We start from the raw sequence: 20,633 nt of genomic DNA, 5'->3' as shown, positions 1-20,633 counted from the left end.
GTTGGGAACGACGACGTATAAAAATATATTTTGTTTAGTGAGCCAGCGTAAATCTTTTTGATAGAGCCTCTTTTTTAGATTTTTGACATCCTGAGTGTAGTGAAGGATGTCCGCCTATACCTAAAATCTCTACCATATAGAACATAAGTTCATTTAAGAATGGTTTGTGCATTTTCTCTGTACGCTTTATCTTTAAAAGGTTGCCAGCATTTAATTCAATCCGATTAAAGCATCCTTCATTTATCTTATCTTTGCTCAATTACCGAAAGAAAAATGAATACAAAAAAGCAGATTGCAGTTATTGGACTGGGTTATGTAGGATTACCTCTTGCAATAGCATTTGCTAAGAAATATGCTGTAAAAGGTTTCGATATTAACGAGAGCCGTGTGGCAGCGTTGCAACAACTTGAAGATGGCACCCAAGAAGCAAACCTGACAGATTTAAATGCTGTTTTAAAGGGAAAAGTAGATTCAGGATTGTATCTGACTTCAAACCTTGCCGATATCAGCACTTGCAACATTTATATTGTAACTGTTCCTACCCCAATTGATCACCTTAAGCAACCTGATCTTAAACCGCTTTTAGAAGCGAGTAAAATGATCGGAATTGTACTAAAAAAAGGAGATGTTGTTATTTACGAATCTACGGTTTATCCCGGTTGTACAGAAGAAGACTGTGTGCCGGTATTAGAAAAAATATCCGGATTAAAATATAATGTTGATTTCTTTTGCGGTTATTCGCCCGAAAGGATCAATCCGGGCGATAAAGTAAATACCTTAACCAAAATTAAGAAGGTTACTTCTGGATCTACACCTGAAATAGCGATTAAAATAGATCAACTTTACAACTCCATCATCACTGCTGGTACACACCTGGCGCCCAGTATTAAAGTTGCAGAGGCTTCAAAAGCTATCGAAAATGCACAACGCGATGTGAATATATCATTCGTAAACGAACTAGCCCTTATTTTCGATCGGATGGCAATTGATACAACTGATGTATTGGCTGCCGCTTCTACAAAATGGAATTTTCTTAATTATAAACCAGGTCTGGTAGGCGGACATTGCATAGGAGTAGATCCTTATTACCTGGCGCATAAATCAGAAGCATTGGGTTATAAACCAGAAGTTATTCTGTCTGGTCGCCGCGTAAACGACAATATGGGCATGTTTGTAGCAAATAAGGTGATCAAGATGCTGATTGCCAAAGATAAAATGATTAACGGCGCTAAAGTATTGATTTTAGGTTTTGCCTTTAAAGAAAACTGTCCGGATACCCGTAATACCCGGGTAATTGATATTTACAAAGAACTTAAATCCTTTAGCTTAGCTGTTGATGTTTACGACCCCTGGGCAAATGCTGCTGAGGTTAAGGCTGATTATGGTTTTGAACTCATACAGTTAAACAAATCTGAAATTTACGATGCCATAATCCTTGCTGTAGCACACAAGGAGTTTCTGGATTTGGATTATCTTCAATATAAAAATAACGGCACAGTAATTTTTGATACCAAATCTTTTATCAATCGCGATTTGGTTAATGCCAGACTATAATCTGAAAGATTGTTTAACTATCTAAATAATAAACTGTGACTAATTCTTGTTGCTCAGGCTAAACTGAATGCCAGCCGATACAGGATTTAATAACGACTCTAGTTTTTTGTAAGTAGTTACATCTCTTGATGTTCCATTCAGTTGCGTATTGTCTTGTTTTTCATAAGAAAAGAAGAAATCAAGACTACTTTCTGCAAAAATGGACAGTTGTGGCAAAACATTTAGCTTAAAGCCAATTACCGGACTGACAACTAAGCCACTTTTACTGGCATCAGTCGTTTTTCCGGTGTTATTCGCCATTATATTTTTTGATGCTAAGGTGCCGGTAAACCGATTGTAGCGGTAACCTAAGTCGAAAGCAAAATATGGCTGTATTTTAGTATAGTTAAAGCTTTTCTCAAATCCGATCTTAAAGGAATAATCGGTAACCTTCCCACTAGCGATTTCACACGTAGCACATGTATTATCAAATGTCAGATCATCGCGGTAATAGTTTCCAGCCAGGCGGTAGCTGATCTGGTTGTCATTGAACTTAAACATTGCCCCATGCCCGAATACTTTAGCATAGTTCTGGGAATTCGTCTGATCCAATACTTTTGGCATCTGCATAATGGTAAATGCCCTGATACCGATAGTGTAATTGTAATCCGCGCTGGTTTGGGCAAATGCAGTTAGCTGTAAAAATAAGATACTAAGGATAAATAGGGATTTTTTCATGCAAAATTTGGGATGATATATTTAAATGAAACTTTATAGCAAGAAATGGGCCTAACTTTGAAGATATTTAAAATATAACTTTAAATTAATCGTTTTAGTCTGAGTAAATAAAATAGAGCCTCTGAAAAATGTGATTAAGCCTGACGTTGTGAAGATAGTGGTTTTTTAAAAAATAATTAGAGTATAACTTAACTGTGTTTTTAGTAGTTCTCCGCATCTGAAAACGTAAAAGTTGCATAGATTTAAAACTCTGAATAATTTTGAATAGTTTTGCATTCTCAATACGGCTATATTAAAGTTGATAAAAGCCTGCCAGTTGCACCCATGAAAAAAAGAATATATTTATTTTTAAGTTTTTTAACCCTTATTTTCCTTTGCCATTTATCGGCTTCCGCACAAAACTATGCTAACGTTAAAGTAGATGATCTTTCTGACGCACAGATTAGACAGATGATCCAGCGTGCCGAATCTGTTGGCTATAGCGATGCACAATTAGAGCAAGCTGCTGTTGCGCAAGGGATGAAAGCCGAGGAAATTCAGAAATTACGCACCCGGGTAGAAAAAATCCGTAAAGAATCTGCTACCACTGACAACGGTCAAAGCAATACAGATATAAATAGCGATGGGGCAGTTCGGAAATACAATAATCCCGACAAAGATAAAAGTGATTCTCTTGTTAAGAAAAATACACCAAAAATTGATGTCCTGGAATCTTTAAAGCCTAAAATTTTCGGTGCAGACCTGTTTAAAAACAGTAATATTACCTTCGAGCCTAACTTAAGGCTGGCCACGCCCCGCAGTTATATCATTGGCCCTGATGATGAATTGCTGATTGATATTAATGGCGATAACGAAGCCAATTATAAACTTAAAGTTAGTCCCGATGGTACTATCCGTTTACAATACGTTGGTATAGTTTCGGTGGGTGGATTGAGCATTGAACAGGCTTCTTCAAAAATTAAATCTGCATTATCTGCTACTTATCCGGCGCTACGATCGGGCAGATCTACAGTTGCCATTAATTTAGGGAATATCAGGAGCATTAAAGTAGTAATGACTGGTGAGGTTGTTAAAGCCGGCACCTATACTTTATCTTCTTTATCAACCGTTTATAACGCTTTGAGTGCTTCCGGAGGACCAAATGATAATGGTTCGTATCGTAAAATTCAGGTAATCAGGAATAATAAAATTATCAGTACTATTGATGTGTACGATTTTGTAACTGGTGGTATCCAACGCGGAAATATCCGTTTACAAGATCAGGATGTGATCAATATCCCTGTTTATGAAAATAGGGTGGAGATGGTTGGTGAGATTAAAAGGCCCGCACTGTTTGAAACCATTAAAGGCGAAAATTTGCAAAACGTAATCAATTTTGCTGGTGGTTTTAATAATCAGGCTTATACTGCTAAAATTAAGGTTTTTCAAAATACAGATAAAGAACGGAAATTAACGGATATTTCTGCGTCGGAATTTAGTACCTATGAACCCAAAAATGGCGATCGGTTTGTAGTTGAAGCCATTTTGGATCGCTTCGAAAATCGGGTATCCATATCGGGAGCTGTTTTCAGGCCAGGACAATACGAATTGGATAAAGGGTTAACCCTGAAAGGTTTGATCAATAAGTCTGATGGTCTAACTGAAGATGCTTTTTTAAATCGCGGATATATCAACCGCTTAAATTTGGATAATACACCCGCATTGATTTCTTTTGATGTGGCTAAAATTATTGCTGGTACTGAGGCAGATATTCCATTGCAGCGTGAAGATAAAGTTACTATCTCATCGATATTCGATTTAAGAGATGAATATAAAATAAGTGTTCAGGGCGAAGTAAGAGCTGCGGGTACATTCGAATACGCAGAGGGGATGACACTTGAGTCGGTAATACAGATGGCCGGAGGATTTAAAGAAGGTGCAACACCAAACCGGATTGAAATTGCCAGACGTGTAAAAAATAGCGATGCTAAGTCTATATCTGCCCGTGCTGCAGAGGTTTTTATTGTGAATGTAGATCAGGATTTAAAATTATTGGGTGATCCTTTTATTTTAAAACCCTTTGATATTGTTTCGGTAAGAAACTCTGAAGGATATACGGTGCAAAAACAAGTGAAGATAGAAGGCGAAGTATTGTATCCCGGTACTTATACGCTAACCAGAAAAGATGAGCGCATTTCAGAGGTAATTAAAAGAGCTGGAGGTTTAACCCCATCGGCCTATCCTGATGGTGCATCGCTGAAAAGACAGGGAGCAGAAAAAGTGAACCCTAAAGATAAAAATGCGATTGACAATAAAGAAGAAGAAGACAGGAAATTCCTGAATTTAAAAAGAGCCCAGGAAGCAGGTGTAAAAGATACTTTAACCTCAAATGTTGAACAAAAATTAATTCAAAGCGACTTGGTTGGTATTAATTTGGTTAAAATTTTAAAAGATAGCCTTTCAAGATATAATCTTATCGTAGAAGATGGTGATGTAATCCGTGTTCCCAGAACTTTGCAAACGGTTAAAGTAACCGGCGAAATCTTAAATCCAAATAGCATTGTTTATTTGCCAGGCAAAAGTTTAAGGCAATACATCAACGGTGCAGGCGGCTTTACTGCTAATGCCAGAAAGGGCGGAGTATATGTTAAATATGCCAATGGTTCTGCCGCAGCAGTAAGTAAATTCCTGTTTTTTAATAATGACCCCAAAATTAAACCCGGAGCAGAGATCCTGGTTCCGAAGCGTGCAGATAGAGAGCGTTTAACTGCACAAAGCTGGATAGGGATTGGAACGGCTGTTGCTTCATTGGGAGCAATTATTGTGAGTTTGTTGAGATAATATAATTATTAATCACCAGTTTGGCGAGGGTGGCATTATAAAAAACTAAAAATGACAGCAGAAAGTCAGCGAAATTATAATAATAAAGAAGGTGATGAGATTTCCTTGAAAGAACTCCTTCTTAAAATACAGGCATGGTGGCATTACCTTTTAATCAAGTGGAAAACAATTTTGTTTTTCGGGTTAATTGGAGGAGTGTTTGGGCTTACCTATGCTTATTTTAAAAAGCCGATTTATACGGCTACTACATCTTTTGTATTAGAAGATGAAAAAGGTACAAGTGGGGGCTTAGGCTCTTTAGTAGGTTTAGCATCTATGGCTGGGGTAGATATAGGAGGTTCAGGAGGTGGAATTTTCCAGGGTGATAATATTCTGGAATTATATAAATCCAGAACAATGATTGAAAAGACTTTATTAACCGAAGTTGATAAGGATGGGAAAAAGCAATTACTAATTGATTGCTATATTGATTTTAATGAATTGAGAGATAAATGGAATTTGAAACCTGAGTTAAGAAAGATTCAATTTAATTTAACTCCAAACCAGCATTTTACAAGGGTTCAGGATAGTTTATTAAGTACTATAATAAACAACATTAATAAAAACTATTTAAACGTTACCAAGCCTGATAAAAAATTAAATATTATTAAAGCTGATGTAAAATCAGAAAATGAATTTTTTTCCAAGTCTTTTAATGATGAAATTGTAAAAAATGTAAATGATTTCTACATTCAAACTAAGACTAAGAAGTCATTTGAGAACGTGAAGATTTTGCAACAAAAAACAGACTCAATTAGAGCCGTGATGAACGGAGCAATTTATTCTGCAGTTGCAGTTGCAGATGCAACACCTAATTTGAACCCAACAAGGCAAATTCAGCGTGTAGCACCAGCTCAACGTGCTCAATTTTCAGCAGAAGCAAATAAAGCGATATTGGGGGCCTTAGTTCAGAATTTGGAAATGGCAAAAATTTCATTAAGAAAAGAAGCCCCTTTGATACAGGTAATTGATAGCCCCATTTATCCTTTAGAAAAAAAATCAGCTAGTAAGATTATTTTTGGGATAGCTTTTTTTATGGTTTTTGGGGTTCTAATATCTCTTTTCCTTATTTCTAAAGAGTTATTTAGAACAGTAATGCGATAATTATTATTCATTTTAATGAAAGCGTGGTAACAAAAAGATTTTTGGGCAAAGAAGTAGCATGGAATAGTATACAGTTAAACACTGTATTAATGTTTATTTTTAGAGGTGGTAATATCTTATGTGGGCTAGCAATGGTCCCTATGACATTAGGATACCTGGATAGAACTAATTATGGAGCTTGGCTTACACTTTCGTCAGTTATTAGTTGGTTGTCTTTTATGGATATCGGTTTGGGGAATGGGTTGAGAAACAAATTGGCAGAAGCAATTGCGCAAAAAAATAATAAATTAGCGAGAGAGTATGTGAGTACCACTTATGTTCTTTTCTCAATTATTATGCTGGTGCTCGTTATTGTCTTTTCTGTGACAAATCCCTTTCTTAATTGGCAAAACATTTTAAAGATTAATATTAATAATTCTTCATTGATTTTGTTAACCTATGTTGTTTTCTTTAGTTTTTGTCTTAGGTTGATATTGGAACTTGGTGCAATAATTATTGTTTCTCTGCAGAGGCCCTTTATTAAAATTATGATAGATTTTTTTGTTTCAGTAGTTACTTTGATAGGTGTCTACAGTCTTACAAAAATTACTAACCCCTCTTTAATATCATTCGGCATAGCTATTTGCATCATTCCAATACTAATTTTACTAGTCTTCACATATTATTTATTTAATAAACGATCAAAGTATTCGTATTTGACACCCTCTTTTAGGCATTATAAAAAAAAGCATATAAATGATTTACTTAATCTAGGGGTACAGTTTTTTATCATACAACTGGCTGTTCTCGTTATGTTCTCGACGGATAATATTATAATTACCCAACTATTTTCCGCAGCAGATGTTTCGTCGTTCAATATCGCATATAAATATTTCAGTATTATAATTATAGCTTTTAGTATTATAGTATTTCCCTATTGGTCGGCATTTACGACAGCGTTTATAAAGAAAGATTTTGTTTGGATTAAAGGGGCTTTTAAAAAGTTAATTATTATTTGGATCCTGCAGGTTTTTGTTGTAGTTGGACTTATCATGTGTGCAAATTTTGTATATAAATTTTGGGTAGGCGGCGGTATTGAAATACCAATTGGATTGAACATATTTTTAGGCGTTTACGTAACCTTATATAATTTCAATAATATTTTTGCGTATTTCCTAAATGGAGTAAGTAAGATCAGGTTACAACTTTATTCAGCTGTATTTGTAGGTATTATAAATATTCCCTTATCTTATCTATTAGTAAAACATACTAATATGGGTATTACAGCGATAGCACTTTCTAATTGCATTTGTTTGTTAGTGTGCTCTTTGTGGGCTCCATTACAGTGTTATAAGATAATAAATAATAGAGCAATTGGAATATGGAACAAGTAAATAAATTTTTCTAAATTTTAAATAATGAAAATAGGAATATTAGGAGCAGGTATCTCAGGTTTAAGTGTTGGAAGATTGCTATCTGATCAATTTGAGATTGAAATTTTAGAACGTCAACCTATTCATGGCGGCATTGCTAGAACTAAGGAAGTTGATGGTGTAGCTTATCATCCTGTCGGTGGTCATTGTTTTAATTCTAAGAATCAAGAAGTATTAGATTTTGTTTTCAACAATGTTTTATCGAAAGATAAATGGCATAATATCACTAGAAATGCTGTGATAAAATATCAAAATGAAGAGATTTCCTATCCTATTGAGTTTGCAGTTAAAGAGATACATCATTTTGATGAACAATTTGCTCTAGATATTGTTAGGGATTTTTTGAATGCAGATGATGATGGAGTATATCCTAATTTAGAAGATTGGTTTAGAAAAAAATTTGGCAACACCCTTTCTGAAAAATATTTTTTGCCATATAACGAGAAGATCTGGAATAGGCCACCGAGAGAGATGAGTCATGCCTGGGTTGAAGGGAAATTGCCGATTCCTAACAAGAAATCATTTTTTAATTCTTTGATTGGTAAAGAGGCCGATAAAATGCCGCATTCTAGCTTCTTTTATCCAGATACAAATAATCAAAATACCTTTATCGATGCCTTGGCTGAAGGTTTAAATATTACTTACAATTTTGATATTAAAGATGTAAAATTTGATAGTGAAACGAAAAAATGGACTGTTAACGGAGATAAGGTCTACGACATCATTATCAGTACATTGCCTCTTAATGTATTGCCAAAAATAATTGATAATGCAAAACCCGAAATATTAGCGGCTGCAGATAAATTAAGATACAATAAAGTAACTACAATGCTCTGGAAAACCCAAGGAACAGATAGAACTTGGACATATGTTCCTGAAAAGGATAATTTTTTTCATAGATATATTCATATTGGAAATTTTTATGCACCTTCTAAAAATTATTCCATTACCGAAGTAGTTGGGCACAAAACTCAGGAAGAAATGATCGAAAATGGCAAGAAGGATTCGTTTTTAATAGAGCCAGTTGCATATAATGTTTCAGAGCATGCATATGTTGTATTTGATGAAAATTATGACAGTTGCACTTCAACTATAAAAGACTACTTAGAGGAGCTGACAAATATTTACACGCTAGGAAGATTTGGAGAGTGGCAATACTATAATATGGATATTTGTATAGAAAAAAGTATAGCATTGGCGAGTAAAATTAAATCATCAGTAAAGAAAGCCCTTTAGATTTATGAAAATAACTTTGTTAATTAATGAGTTTAATGTCAGGGGCGGAACGCATAAACAGGCGCATAGACTTGTAGAATATCTTCAGAGCAGAGGGCATGATGTACTTTTGCTTACAAAGTTTTTTGATCCAGAGAAATGCTACCCTGGCGTTGAGAAATTTTCTATCCAGTCTTTCGAACAATACTTTTCTACTGATAGAAAAAGTGGTAGACTAAATAATTTTATAAAGAATATTGTTGCGTCATACAAAGTTGCGAAGGTGGCTGTTAATCATGGCCAATGTGTAAATGTACATGACAATGGATTTGGTCTTACAAGTTTTTTCATAAGAATCTTAAATCGGAAGATTCCAATTATCTGGCAAATAAATGACCTGCCAAGTCCATTTCTATTAGGTAATAATAAAGATTCTAAGGGAAGTATAACGTTTCCGTTAAGAAGATGGTTTTATAGAATTCTTGCTAAGAATACTACTAAAATAACAGTAAATGTAACGAAAAACGCTCATCGAGTGGATAAAGCCCTGGGGGTTTCTGCTGAAGTTGTTTATTGTGGGGTTGATTTGAGAAATAAAGTATTAGCTAAAAAATCTGTTGATCCAACGCAAATTCGACTCCTATCAACAGGTGTATTTCTTAAATACAGAAATTATGAAACATTTTTGCAGGTACATAAGGAACTAGAAAACTTAGGGTATAATGTAGAAAGTTCAATAATTGGATCAACAAAGTTTGATAACGTTTATGCCGAAAAAATTAAAAATTTGGTTCATGAATTGGATATCAAATGCGATATACTTGGCGATATCTCTGAAACTGAATTAATTTCAAAATATGAAAATTCCGATTTTTTCTTCTTTCTAAATGTGGATCAAAGTTGGGGATTGGCAGTTTTTGAGGCTATGAATCTTGGCTTACCAGTTATCGTCTCTAACTCAGTGGGTGCTATTGAATTATTAACTGATGATGTCAATGCTATAATACTGGATCCAAATGATGCCAGTAGGATTGCCAACTCTGTTGTGTCGTTAATTAATGATCCAATAAAGCTGGCAAGGTTACAGGAGCGTGCATTTGGTGATACCCTCGAAATGACATGGGATAAAATGTACAGCTCGAAAATAGAAAAGATATTCGTGGAAGAAGTTTCTCGCTGCTAAATTATTTAAAAGTTATTCAGGTAAATTAAGATTTATGCACTGCATAAAAAATATCTTACTTGTTTACGATATTAATGTTCAGAATCGTGAACTAAACCAGTGAAGTTGTTTAATAATATGAAAATAATCGAGCCACCTCTTATAACCATAATAACCGTTTGTTATAATGCTGTACAAACTCTCGAACAAACTATACTGAATATAATCAGTCAAGATTGTAAAGATTATGAGTATATTGTAGTTGATGGAGGAAGTTCAGATGGAACATTAGAAATTATTAAAAAATATAGCAATAAAATTACTCAATGGGTCTCTGAGCCCGATAAGGGTATTTATGATGCTATGAATAAGGGAGCTGCGATTGCTAGGGGGAAATGGTTATGTTTTATGAATTCTGGTGATACTTTCTACAATACTAACACACTCGTGGAGTTATTTTCAAAAGCGGAGGTTTTTAATAAGAATTGTACTGTCATTTACGGTAATACAAACAAGTTGTATGCTAATTATAGTAAAGTAGTGAAACCTGCTGAAATTGGACAGATTGCTTTCCATTTACCTTTTTGCCATCAATCATCCCTAGTGTTAACTGAAGAGTTTAAAAAGTATTATTTCAATTTGCAGTATAAAATTGTAGCAGACGATCACCTATTCTACAGCATGTATAAGGATGGGCACAGTTTCTGTTACATTGATCAGGTTATTTCTAATTATGAAGCCATGGAGGGGGTTTCAAGCAGAAAGTTTAAGAAAGCACTATGGGAAAATTATCAAATAAGGGGAGGACAATCAAAAAGGTATTGGTATTTCCGTTACTATCTCCCATTTTTATTTCGAAACACACTTCATTTAGCTTATATTAATACTTTTCATGAATAATACTGCACCATTAATTTCAATAATAACGGCTACTTATAATTGTGTGGATACTATTGAATCTACCATAAAATCTGTATTAGCTCAAAGTTATCCTAATGTTGAGTATATTATAATAGATGGACAGAGTACAGATGGAACCATTGATATCATTAAGAGATACGAGGATAGCTTAACTATTTTTGTTAGTGAGCCAGACAGAGGGATATATGATGCAATGAATAAGGGAATAAGGGCTTCCAAAGGAATATGGCTTAATTTTATGAATTCGGGAGACTTATTTCATTCCGAAGATTCAATTTTGAACTCTTTGAATAACCTTGACGACAAGGTTGGTTTCATATATTCTGACTTCTTCGTTTACAAAAAACAACGCCTTAAGTTAATTCATGCAAGTTATGATAGGGGTATAGTCTTGCATCAATCAGTAATTTATAAAAGAGAGCTTCACTCAAAATATGGTGAATATATTGTAAGTCAGAAATATATAATATCTGATTATTTATTTTTTCAACTTATTCCTTCTGCATTGATCAAGAAATCTCTCTTTCCAATATCTATTAATTCTGCACCTGGGGTTTCCGCAGGAAATTGGACCTGGTATCAAAAGATATGTTTCGACTATATTTTCCGTAAAATATCGGTTTTAGAATTACTTCGGAATCTGGTAATCAGGGTCATCAAGAATTGTATTATTTCATGCTTAAAACTGGTTAAGTAATGAATACTGCTGAATTTTTTGAATTACTGATAAATAATAATTTAATATATTTTTCTTGTTTTGTTGGCGTTTGTCTTTTCTATTATTTTCTGTTTAGAAAAGTCTGCTTTTCCATGCTTGATCCAATATTTATATCTTTGGTAGGGTCAGCTTTTGGAGCTTCTGTGGTTGTATTTTTATTTGCAACATCAGCGATTTCATCTTTTTATTTTATTAATTATTTAGCGACACAGTTTGCTTTTCTAGCGGGGTTTTTATTTTTTAATAAATTTTCGCCCGCTGTTTTTATAAAATCAAAAATTAAATTCGACAATGTATTTTTTTTACAATGTTTTTTTGTCGTTTCATTCATTACATTTTTTTTATCGAATATAACTGTTTATGCAACTTTAGGCATTCCTCTTTTTTTAAAATCTAGACTTGATTTGACGGTTGATGCAGGTGGTTATGGTATCTTTACCAGATTTGCCGAAATCTCAGGTGCCGTAGCATTTTATCTCTTTCTACATTTTATTATCATAGAAAAAAATGTTTCAAGGCTATTTAAATCTTCATTATTTTTTTATTTATTTGGTCATATAGTGGTTACTTTTTTAAGTGGCTCCAAATCGAGTGTGTGGTTTTTTGCAATGAATTATTTCTGTTTTCTTATGCTTAATAAAAATAATCCACGGGTTAAAGATTTGATATTAAAATTAAGGCAATACCAGCTCAAAATAGTTTTGGTAGGTTTGATTTTCGCTTTTTGTATAATTTTGGTAACGTTTGATGGCGATCCTTCTAATGCTTTTCTTTTTTTGGCACAGCGAATTGTAGGATATGGCGATGTTTACTGGCATGCTTATCCAAATGCATATATTGAAAAGCTTCCTCATGATCATTTTTTTATAGCAGTGTTCTCTAGTTTTTTAGGTTTTTTCCGGATTGTGGATTCTTCCGCTTTTCCTGAACCTATAGGGTATTCCCTTACAAAAATGTTCTATACAGTTGATATGATTGTGGGTCCAAATCCCCGACATAACATATTTGGATATATTTACCTTGGGCCATATTTTTCAATACTTTATTCATTTATTCTTGGTACCTCCCTTGGATATATAAGGAAACTATTTCTTAACGCCTATTCATCAAGAATTTTTTCGAAAATACTTCTACTTTTTTTTTATAGTATATTTATAGGTATTGAAACTGATATAAATTATATCTTTTTTCAATTAAATAATATACTAGTGGTAATTCCATTTTTATTAGGAATTTCGTTGCTTGTTTACTATTTCTTTATATTTCCTATCGAAAATAAGTTATCTAAATTTTAATATAGATTATATTGTATGTTTTTTACTTCTTTACCATTTTTAATATTTCTGCCGATTGTTTTCTTGCTCTACTGGTTTGTTTTTAACAAAGTTAAATCGCAGAATCTGTTTATTGTAGCCGCAAGCTATTTTTTTTACGGATGGTTGGATTGGCGTTTTCTGATTTTAATATTTATCACAACTTTTTCTACTTTTTTGAGTGGAATTCTTTATGAGAAGTTTTATAACAATTTTAAACTTAAAAAAGCAATAACCATATTTAATATCTTATTAAACCTTCTAATCCTTTGTGTATTTAAATATTATAATTTTTTCACAGATAACCTTCACTTGCTGTTCGAAGGAATTGGAATTCATTTTGATTTGACAACTTTGTATTTGATATTGCCTATTGGGATAAGTTTTTATACATTTCAAGCTATTGGCTATACATTCGATGTCTATTCTAATAAAATTAAAGCTACTAATGATGGCGTAGCTTTTTTTGCATATATGAGTTTTTTCCCTCAACTTACGTCAGGCCCCATATCCAAAGCGCCTGAATATTTACCTCAATTTCTAAAAAAAAGAGATTTTGATTACAATTTGGCCGTCGACGGAATGCGCCAAATTTTATGGGGAGTATTTAAAAAAATGGTCGTTGCTGAAAGTTGTGCTACATTAGTAAATCCAATTTTCAGTGATATTCACAATCAATCGGGCTCTACCTTGTTATTGGGCGCCATTTACTATACTTTCCAGATATATTGTGACTTTTCTGGCTATTCTGATATTGCAGTAGGGATTGGTAAATTATTTGGAATAAAACTCATCAATAATTTTAACTTACCATATTTTTCAAGAGATATTACAGAGTTTTGGAGGAGATGGCATATTTCTTTGACCTCGTGGTTTAGAGATTATATATATATACCACTAGGAGGGAATAGAGTAAATAAAATAACTAGGATTAGAAATACAATTATCATTTTCCTTATTAGTGGATTATGGCATGGTGCTAATTGGACATTTATTTGTTGGGGAGCCTACCATGCAATATTGTTTATTCCTCACTTAATTTTTAATGTAAAAGTTAAGCATGTGGATAGCCATGGATTCGGAAGACCGCTCTCTAGTGTTAATGAGATATGGAAAGTTTTGAAAACTTTTTGTTTGGTCTGCTTAGGGTGGATAATATTTAGAGCTAATACTATAAAAGAAGCATTCGATTATATTAAAGGTATTTTTAGTGCCTCTTTATTTTCATTCCCTCAAGTTATCGGATATAAAGCATTGTTCTTTATTATTCTGCTTCTTTTTGTAGAATGGTTACAAAGAACAGAGACTCATACACTGAATATTTCTAAAATTAAATCTCCAATGGTTCGTATAGGGATATATTTAATTGTTTTTTTCTTAATTATGGAGTACGGAGGAAACCAATCAGCATTCATTTATTTTAAATTTTAATGAAAAACTTTTTATTTAGAACAACGGTTATAGGATTTTTTTTTCTATTTGTTTTTACTTTAATTGGGTATGGTATGAAATACTGGGAATGGTTAACTTCTATTTCAAATGCAAGCGAAGTTTATCAATCCATATTTAAAAGTAAACGAAAATCTCATGCAAATACTTTGCTAATTGGAGATTCAGTCTGTGGTCAGCTATATCCAGTGACAGAATATAATGGAGAGATATACTCTATTCCTTGTAGTCAAGCGACTACACTTGCCGGACAATTTTTTTTATTAAACAATTTTTTCAAGGCAAATAAAAATGATTTACCTAAGCAGGTAATTTTAGTATATACTCCTTTTTCCTTTCAGAACAACCTTGATCATTTTGCGTTTAATTATTTGTTAAAGCCCTTCTATAACGATGAGTATATATCTCTATTTGATGATAATTTAAAAAAGCAAGTGTCACATATCCCTTTTTATAAATTAACACAATTTCCATTTACAAGAGCGGTAAATTTCTCACCGAGTTATGATGGAGATTTGAAGAAGTCAAAGTTATTGTCTCCTATTTCTGAATCTTATCTGATTAAAATTGATAGTTTATGTGCAAGAAATGATGTGAAGTTTGTGTTAAAACCAACGCCTGTTAAGAAAAGCTTTTTTTCCGAAATTCAAAATATAAAAGTAGATAGTAACAGTAAGGCCTACAGGATTGTTTCAAATTATAAGGTGCAAATTCAATACCTTCCTGATACGCTTTTTGCTGATAATGTACATTTCAAGAAAGAATATATTCCAAAGGACTATTTTAAACTAGTGAAAAAATTATAATTAAATCTTTATAAAAATATGAATCTTCAAACAACAGCAATAGTTGTTACATATAATCCAGACCTATCCACTCTACAAAGGCAATTTATGAGTGTTCATGAACAAGTCGATGCCATTGTTTATGTTGATAATGGTTCTAAAAATATTGATTTAATTAATGAGTTATTTCTAGATTTTGTACAACAAAAAAAGATTAAGTTATTTATAATATCAAATTCTTCTAATTTAGGACTCGGATATGCTCAAAATCAGGGTATAAAAAAGGCAATTGAATTGGATTCAAACTTTGTTTTAATTTTGGATCATGATTCAGTTCTTACGCCCGGATTTGTTAATGAGTTAGTCAATTCTACAATACAATTAAAGAATCAGGGAGCTAAGGTTGGAGCGGTAGGGCCAGTGTATATTAATGAAAAAACAAATGAACAATATCCGATTACACGTTATATCGGCCCTTTTATAAACAGGGTAAATCCTACTGAAGGTTCAAATGTTGAAGCATCATTTTTAATAGCATCAGGATCTCTAATTTCTATAGATGTTTTGCATGAAGTTGGGTTGATGAACGAAGATTTATTTGTTGATTATATAGATGTTGAGTGGTCTTTTAGGTGTAAATCAAAAGGTTTTAAATTATTTGCAATCCAAAAAGCCTTAATGCATCATGAAATTGGAGATAATAGGGTTTCAGTATTTGGACGTATGATTTCTGTTCATTCACCTATTAGACGTTATTATCTAACTCGTAACAGCGTTTACATGTTACGGTCTCCTCATGTATCATGGGGATACAAATTAAGAGAATTCACTTTTAATGTTTTCCGAATTTTTATTTTCAGTTTGATTTCTCAAGAAAGGATGAAGTATTTAAAATTTTCTTTTAGAGGATTAAAAGATGGAATAAAAGGAAAATTTGGTTCTATATAATTATAAGTGTTAAATAAGTGATCAAATTTTTTCTATACGAAAAGAATATCGTGTTATTATATTCTTTTACAGATATAGGTAGGAACCGTTAATAAAATGAAAATATTACATATCGTTGTGCTGCCAGTTTTTGCTGGAGCTCAAAAAATTTCATTTTCTATTTTAGAAAATTTAAATGATTTTGAAAATAAATATATTTTGTGCGGCGAAGGTACACAAAAGGAATATGCTGAATTTGATGCTGAATTTTCAAAAATTAACACGACCGTTCTTCATAATAAAAACCTAAAAAGAAGAATAGGATTACATGACATTATAGCGCTTATTGATATATATAGACTCTGTAAAAGAGAAAAATATGATATTGTACATACCCATTCTACCAAGCCAGGGATAATAGCAAGAATTGCTGCAAAATTAGCTGGTTGCCAAGTCGTTCATACAGTACATGGAATTGCATTCCATGAGAATGAAACTTTTATAAAAAGAATAATATATTATTTGATTGAATTTTTTTCAACTCTTTTTTGTGATAAGTTAATTTTGGTAAACAGATTTTATGGAAAGTATTATTCTTTCTTTAGTAATAAAATTAAAGTTATTCATAATGGTATTGATTTTTCAAAAATAACTTTAGGGCATGATGCTTTACAACATAGGGAAGATAAAAGGGTGGATTTGTTATTTGTCGGGCGCTTAGATGAACAAAAAGATCCATTGAATCTTTTAAAATCGTTTAAGCTATTGATTGATGAAAAACAATATTCTTTATATTTAAGAATTATTGGTACAGGAGAATTGTATTCGATTTGTGAAAAATATATAAATGGTAATAATCTCAATGATTATGTAAGTATGTTAGGTTGGCAATCAAATGTTGCACCATTCTATGAGACTAGTGATATATTATGCATTCCATCAATTTACGAAGCTTTTGGTTTAGTTTTTGTTGAGGCAGGTTTCTTTTCATTACCATCTGTCTCAACCTTGGTGGAAGGTATCCCTGAAGTTATATTGAATAATAAAACTGGAATATTAGTTAGACCCAAAAGTCCAGAGGAGTTTAGTAGTGCACTAAGGATATTAATAAATGATAGTTTGCTAAGAAAAAATATGGGTCTTGCTGCTAAAGAATGGGTTACAGAAGAATTTTCTTTAGTAAAAATGATTGAATCATACATGTCGATTTATAAAGAACTCTTAAGTATCAAAAGCTAAGAGTTGTTAAAGGCAAACATATAAATATTATGAAATAAATCTTATCATTGATATAGCGGATAGTAGGCTTATAATCTTAAACTAAAATGAAAAGATTATTCAAAGAAAAGAGATGATAGCTTGAAATATATCAAACGATAAGGGTGAAACATTTATGTCGTAAAAATATAAAAAGCAAATGTGTGAATATTAAAAAAATAATAATATTAATAAGAAGAATTACTCAGCTATTGTCATTCATGAATAAATTAATCTTAACTGGAGCTACAGGATTTCTTGGGAAAAACATTTTATCTGTCTTAAATAAAAGTAATTTTGAGGTAACAACCTTGGGTAATCCTACAACTAACATTGTTTGTGATATTAGTATTGAAATTCCTAAATTTCCCCATAGCTTTGATTTAGTTGTACATGCCGCAGGAAAAGCACACTCTGTCCCTAAAAATAAATCAGAAGAAAAAGTTTTTTTTGACGTTAATTTAAATGGCACGCATAATTTGCTTAAAGGTTTTGAGAACAGTAACATGTTGCCTAAAGCTTTTGTGTTTATTAGTTCTGTCGCAGTTTACGGTTGTGAATCTGGTACTATGATCAACGAAAATCATCCTTTAAATGCAAAGGACGCTTATGGATTAAGTAAAATTCAAGCAGAGCAATTAATCCAGAACTGGTGTGCTAAAAACAACGTAATTTGCACAATTTTGAGATTACCGCTTTTGGTTGGAAAAAATCCTCCAGGAAATTTAGGCGCTATGATCAGGGGAATTGAAAAAGGCTATTATTTTAATATTGGAGGAGGAAAAGCTAAAAAGAGTATGGTATTTGCAAAAGATGTGGCAAAAATAATTCCCGATGCTTCTAAAAGTGGCGGAATATATAACCTCACAGATGGTTATCACCCCTCATTTGCCGAGCTCGCCTCAACAATTGCAAAAACAATAAACAAGAAAAGGATTTTCAACCTACCACTTTGGGTAGCGAACATTATGGCAAGGTTAGGAGACTTACTGGGCAATAAATCGCCGATTAATTCTAGAAAATTGGCAAAGATTATGGCAGATCTCACTTTTGACGATACGAAAGCAAAAAAAGAATTAAACTGGAAACCAAGTCCTGTCTTGCAAGGATTTAAAATAAAATAATACAAAATGAAAAAAGCATTAATCACAGGAATAACAGGACAAGATGGAGCCTATTTGGCAGATTTATTATTGAAAAAGGGATATGAAGTACACGGCATTAAACGCCGTAGTTCTTTATTCAATACCGATCGAATCGACCATTTATATCAAGATCCTCATGAAAGCAATTTGAAATTTAAATTGCACTATGGCGATTTAACAGATTCAACGAACTTAATCAGAATAGTACAGGAAATACAGCCTGATGAGATTTACAATTTAGGTGCGATGAGCCATGTTAAAGTTTCATTTGATTCGCCTGAATATGTAGCCAATGTAGACGGTATTGGTACTTTAAGGATATTGGAGGCTGTGAGAATTTTAGGTTTGGAAAAGAAAACAAGAGTTTATCAGGCATCTACTTCTGAACTATATGGCGGAATGCCTGAAAATAAAAACGACAAAGGATTTTATGATGAAAATTCTCCATTTTATCCCCGTTCACCTTATGGTGTAGCAAAAATATATGGCTTCTGGATTACTAAAAACTATCGTGAAGCGTATAATATTTTCGCTTGTAATGGTATTTTATTTAATCACGAAAGTCCGCTAAGAGGGGAGACTTTTGTAACCCGTAAAATCACCAGGGCAACAGCTAAAATAGCTTTGGGCTTGCAAGACAAATTATTTCTTGGAAACTTAGATGCCCTACGGGATTGGGGGCATGCGAAAGACTATGTGGAAGCAATGTGGTTAATTTTACAACAAGATACACCAGAAGACTATGTGATAGCTACTGGTGTTACTACATCAGTAAGGGATTTTGTGAAAATGTCTTTCGAACAGGTAGGAATAGAATTAGAGTTTAGAGGTGAGGGGGTAGAGGAAAAAGCTTATGTTGCATCTTGTTCTAATGCAGATTACAAACTGGAGATTGGCAAGGAAGTGGTGGCTGTCGATCCTAAATATTTCAGACCTACAGAGGTTGATTTATTAATTGGTGATCCGACAAAATCAAAAACTAAGCTTGGCTGGAAACCGCAATATGACTTAGCAGGATTGGTTGAAGATATGATGTCATCTGATGTTGACCATTTTAAAAAAGAATTGTTATTGAAAGCAGCTGGTTATAGTGTTAAAAATCAATTCGAATAAAAATAAGAGGGAGATGGCTTTGCCACTCTTCCTCGCAATGACAAAGTAATGAACAAAAACAATAAAGTGTATATAGCTGGTCACCGAGGTATGGTGGGTTCTGCTATTCTGAGAAATTTGGAAACTCAGGGTTTTAATAATCTGATTACGCGAACCTCCAAAGAATTAGATTTGCGGGATGCCTCTGCTGTAGCCGAATTTTTTTATACCGAAAAACCAGACTATGTATTTTTAGCCGCTGCCAAAGTAGGTGGTATCATTGCTAACAATATTTACCGGGCAGATTTTCTTTACGAAAATTTAATGATCCAAAATAATGTGATTCACCAAGCCTATATGAATAAAGTTTCAAAATTGATGTTTCTTGGGTCGTCATGTATTTACCCTAAGATGGCATCTCAACCCTTAAAAGAAGAATATTTGCTAACTGGCGAGTTAGAACCAACCAATGAACCTTATGCTATTGCAAAAATTGCTGGTATTAAAATGTGTGATGCCTACCGCGATCAATATGGATGTAATTTCGTTTCTGTAATGCCGACCAATCTTTATGGCCCTAACGACAATTACGATTTAAATAATTCACATGTATTGCCAGCTATGCTACGCAAGTTTATTGTTGCTAAGCAAAATGGAGATGAAAAAGTAACGATTTGGGGTACAGGAACACCGAAACGGGAGTTTTTACATGCAGACGATTTAGCTGAAGCTTGTGTTTATTTAATGAGCAATTATAATGAACCTGGCTTAGTCAATATTGGGGTGGGTGATGATATTTCTATATTAGATTTAGCTAAATTAGTTAAAGAAATTGTGGGATTTGAAGGAGCGATTATTACTGACACCAGTAAACCTGATGGTACTCCAAGAAAGTTAATGGATGTATCGAAATTGAACGCAATGGGCTGGAAGGCTAAGACTACGTTGAAAGATGGAATAAGAAAAGTCTATAACGAAATAAAGGACAATGACTGGAACTAAT

General features: G+C 33.1%; 18 protein-coding genes. 16 read left to right on the top strand and 2 right to left on the bottom strand.

Features of this window, described 5'->3' with window-relative positions; all coding sequences use genetic code 11:
- Positions 1-34 precede the first annotated feature (34 nt).
- Complete coding sequence (locus IM793_RS22820; RefSeq protein WP_193425512.1) at positions 35-259, bottom strand: hypothetical protein; 225 nt, start codon at positions 257-259, stop codon at positions 35-37.
- A 14-nt stretch (positions 260-273) separates the two neighbouring features.
- Between IM793_RS22820 and IM793_RS22815 the strand changes: the two genes are divergently transcribed.
- Positions 274-1,554, top strand: coding sequence for a nucleotide sugar dehydrogenase (locus IM793_RS22815; protein WP_193425510.1), 1,281 nt, complete (start codon positions 274-276; stop codon positions 1,552-1,554).
- A 39-nt stretch (positions 1,555-1,593) separates the two neighbouring features.
- On the opposite strand, the gene IM793_RS22810 is transcribed toward IM793_RS22815, so the two are convergent.
- Entirely contained in the window at positions 1,594-2,271 is a 678-nt protein-coding gene (locus IM793_RS22810) for a hypothetical protein (RefSeq protein WP_193425508.1), read from the bottom strand.
- Positions 2,272-2,595: 324 nt separating this feature from the next.
- Between IM793_RS22810 and IM793_RS22805 the strand changes: the two genes are divergently transcribed.
- From IM793_RS22805 to IM793_RS22735, 15 genes are all read left to right on the top strand, one after another.
- The gene (locus tag IM793_RS22805) at positions 2,596-5,091 is read left to right on the top strand and encodes an SLBB domain-containing protein (protein WP_193425506.1); all 2,496 of its coding nucleotides are present in this window, start codon (positions 2,596-2,598) and stop codon (positions 5,089-5,091) included.
- A 51-nt stretch (positions 5,092-5,142) separates the two neighbouring features.
- A complete protein-coding gene (locus tag IM793_RS22800) occupies positions 5,143-6,234 on the top strand; it encodes a Wzz/FepE/Etk N-terminal domain-containing protein (RefSeq protein WP_193425504.1) in 1,092 nt (363 codons plus the stop codon).
- Positions 6,235-6,275: 41 nt separating this feature from the next.
- The gene (locus IM793_RS22795) at positions 6,276-7,607 is read left to right on the top strand and encodes a lipopolysaccharide biosynthesis protein (protein WP_193425502.1); all 1,332 of its coding nucleotides are present in this window, start codon (positions 6,276-6,278) and stop codon (positions 7,605-7,607) included.
- 24 nt (positions 7,608-7,631) lie between these two features.
- Positions 7,632-8,882, top strand: a complete 1,251-nt coding sequence (locus IM793_RS22790) for an NAD(P)/FAD-dependent oxidoreductase (RefSeq protein WP_193425500.1) — start codon at positions 7,632-7,634, stop codon at positions 8,880-8,882.
- Between the two features lie 4 nt (positions 8,883-8,886).
- A complete protein-coding gene (locus IM793_RS22785) occupies positions 8,887-10,044 on the top strand; it encodes a glycosyltransferase family 4 protein (RefSeq protein ID WP_193425498.1) in 1,158 nt (385 codons plus the stop codon).
- A 117-nt stretch (positions 10,045-10,161) separates the two neighbouring features.
- On the top strand, positions 10,162-10,923 hold the full coding sequence (locus IM793_RS22780) for a glycosyltransferase family 2 protein (protein WP_227256359.1): 762 nt from the start codon (positions 10,162-10,164) through the stop codon (positions 10,921-10,923).
- Complete coding sequence (locus IM793_RS22775) at positions 10,916-11,641, top strand: glycosyltransferase family 2 protein (RefSeq protein ID WP_193425496.1); 726 nt, start codon at positions 10,916-10,918, stop codon at positions 11,639-11,641. The genes IM793_RS22780 and IM793_RS22775 overlap by 8 nt, the downstream gene beginning before the upstream one ends.
- Positions 11,641-12,957: an O-antigen polymerase gene (locus IM793_RS22770; protein ID WP_193425494.1), complete on the top strand. Its 1,317-nt coding sequence runs from the start codon at positions 11,641-11,643 to the stop codon at positions 12,955-12,957. The genes IM793_RS22775 and IM793_RS22770 overlap by 1 nt, the downstream gene beginning before the upstream one ends.
- A 15-nt stretch (positions 12,958-12,972) precedes the next feature.
- On the top strand, positions 12,973-14,406 hold the full coding sequence (locus IM793_RS22765; RefSeq protein ID WP_193425491.1) for an MBOAT family protein: 1,434 nt from the start codon (positions 12,973-12,975) through the stop codon (positions 14,404-14,406).
- Complete coding sequence (locus IM793_RS22760) at positions 14,406-15,230, top strand: hypothetical protein (RefSeq protein WP_193425488.1); 825 nt, start codon at positions 14,406-14,408, stop codon at positions 15,228-15,230. Before IM793_RS22765 ends, IM793_RS22760 begins: the two co-directional genes overlap by 1 nt.
- A gap of 18 nt (positions 15,231-15,248) precedes the next feature.
- Positions 15,249-16,157 carry a glycosyltransferase family 2 protein gene (locus IM793_RS22755; RefSeq protein ID WP_193425486.1) on the top strand — a complete coding sequence of 303 codons (909 nt, stop codon included), beginning with the start codon at positions 15,249-15,251 and terminating at the stop codon, positions 16,155-16,157.
- Positions 16,158-16,253: 96 nt separating this feature from the next.
- On the top strand, positions 16,254-17,375 hold the full coding sequence (locus tag IM793_RS22750; RefSeq protein ID WP_193425483.1) for a glycosyltransferase family 4 protein: 1,122 nt from the start codon (positions 16,254-16,256) through the stop codon (positions 17,373-17,375).
- 182 nt (positions 17,376-17,557) lie between these two features.
- On the top strand, positions 17,558-18,517 hold the full coding sequence (locus IM793_RS22745; protein ID WP_370629849.1) for an NAD-dependent epimerase/dehydratase family protein: 960 nt from the start codon (positions 17,558-17,560) through the stop codon (positions 18,515-18,517).
- 6 nt (positions 18,518-18,523) lie between these two features.
- Positions 18,524-19,651 (top strand): GDP-mannose 4,6-dehydratase, encoded by a 1,128-nt coding sequence (gmd, locus tag IM793_RS22740; protein WP_193425480.1) that lies wholly within the window; start codon positions 18,524-18,526, stop codon positions 19,649-19,651.
- 48 nt (positions 19,652-19,699) lie between these two features.
- Positions 19,700-20,632 carry a GDP-L-fucose synthase gene (locus tag IM793_RS22735; protein ID WP_193425477.1) on the top strand — a complete coding sequence of 311 codons (933 nt, stop codon included), beginning with the start codon at positions 19,700-19,702 and terminating at the stop codon, positions 20,630-20,632.
- Position 20,633: the final 1 nt, after the last annotated feature.

Source organism: Pedobacter sp. MR2016-19 (genome assembly GCF_014947265.1).
Classification (GTDB): Bacteria; Bacteroidota; Bacteroidia; order Sphingobacteriales; family Sphingobacteriaceae; genus Pedobacter.
Note: the sequence above shows the minus strand (reverse complement) of the source record. Positions and strands in the feature narration are given on the sequence as shown.

What these genes read in the sequence shown, in the direction of transcription:
- IM793_RS22815 (WP_193425510.1), top strand. Translation starts at nt 274, where the DNA reads ATGAATACAAAAAAGCAGATTGCAGTTATTGGACTGGGTTATGTAGGA.
- IM793_RS22810 (WP_193425508.1), bottom strand. Translation starts at nt 2,271, where the DNA reads ATGAAAAAATCCCTATTTATCCTTAGTATCTTATTTTTACAGCTAACT.
- IM793_RS22785 (WP_193425498.1), top strand. Translation starts at nt 8,887, where the DNA reads ATGAAAATAACTTTGTTAATTAATGAGTTTAATGTCAGGGGCGGAACG.
- IM793_RS22735 (WP_193425477.1), top strand. Translation starts at nt 19,700, where the DNA reads ATGAACAAAAACAATAAAGTGTATATAGCTGGTCACCGAGGTATGGTG.
- IM793_RS22755 (WP_193425486.1), top strand. Translation starts at nt 15,249, where the DNA reads ATGAATCTTCAAACAACAGCAATAGTTGTTACATATAATCCAGACCTA.
- IM793_RS22775 (WP_193425496.1), top strand. Translation starts at nt 10,916, where the DNA reads ATGAATAATACTGCACCATTAATTTCAATAATAACGGCTACTTATAAT.
- IM793_RS22765 (WP_193425491.1), top strand. Translation starts at nt 12,973, where the DNA reads ATGTTTTTTACTTCTTTACCATTTTTAATATTTCTGCCGATTGTTTTC.
- IM793_RS22760 (WP_193425488.1), top strand. Translation starts at nt 14,406, where the DNA reads ATGAAAAACTTTTTATTTAGAACAACGGTTATAGGATTTTTTTTTCTA.
- gmd (WP_193425480.1), top strand. Translation starts at nt 18,524, where the DNA reads ATGAAAAAAGCATTAATCACAGGAATAACAGGACAAGATGGAGCCTAT.
- IM793_RS22770 (WP_193425494.1), top strand. Translation starts at nt 11,641, where the DNA reads ATGAATACTGCTGAATTTTTTGAATTACTGATAAATAATAATTTAATA.
- IM793_RS22800 (WP_193425504.1), top strand. Translation starts at nt 5,143, where the DNA reads ATGACAGCAGAAAGTCAGCGAAATTATAATAATAAAGAAGGTGATGAG.
- IM793_RS22750 (WP_193425483.1), top strand. Translation starts at nt 16,254, where the DNA reads ATGAAAATATTACATATCGTTGTGCTGCCAGTTTTTGCTGGAGCTCAA.
- IM793_RS22780 (WP_227256359.1), top strand. Translation starts at nt 10,162, where the DNA reads ATGAAAATAATCGAGCCACCTCTTATAACCATAATAACCGTTTGTTAT.
- IM793_RS22790 (WP_193425500.1), top strand. Translation starts at nt 7,632, where the DNA reads ATGAAAATAGGAATATTAGGAGCAGGTATCTCAGGTTTAAGTGTTGGA.
- IM793_RS22805 (WP_193425506.1), top strand. Translation starts at nt 2,596, where the DNA reads ATGAAAAAAAGAATATATTTATTTTTAAGTTTTTTAACCCTTATTTTC.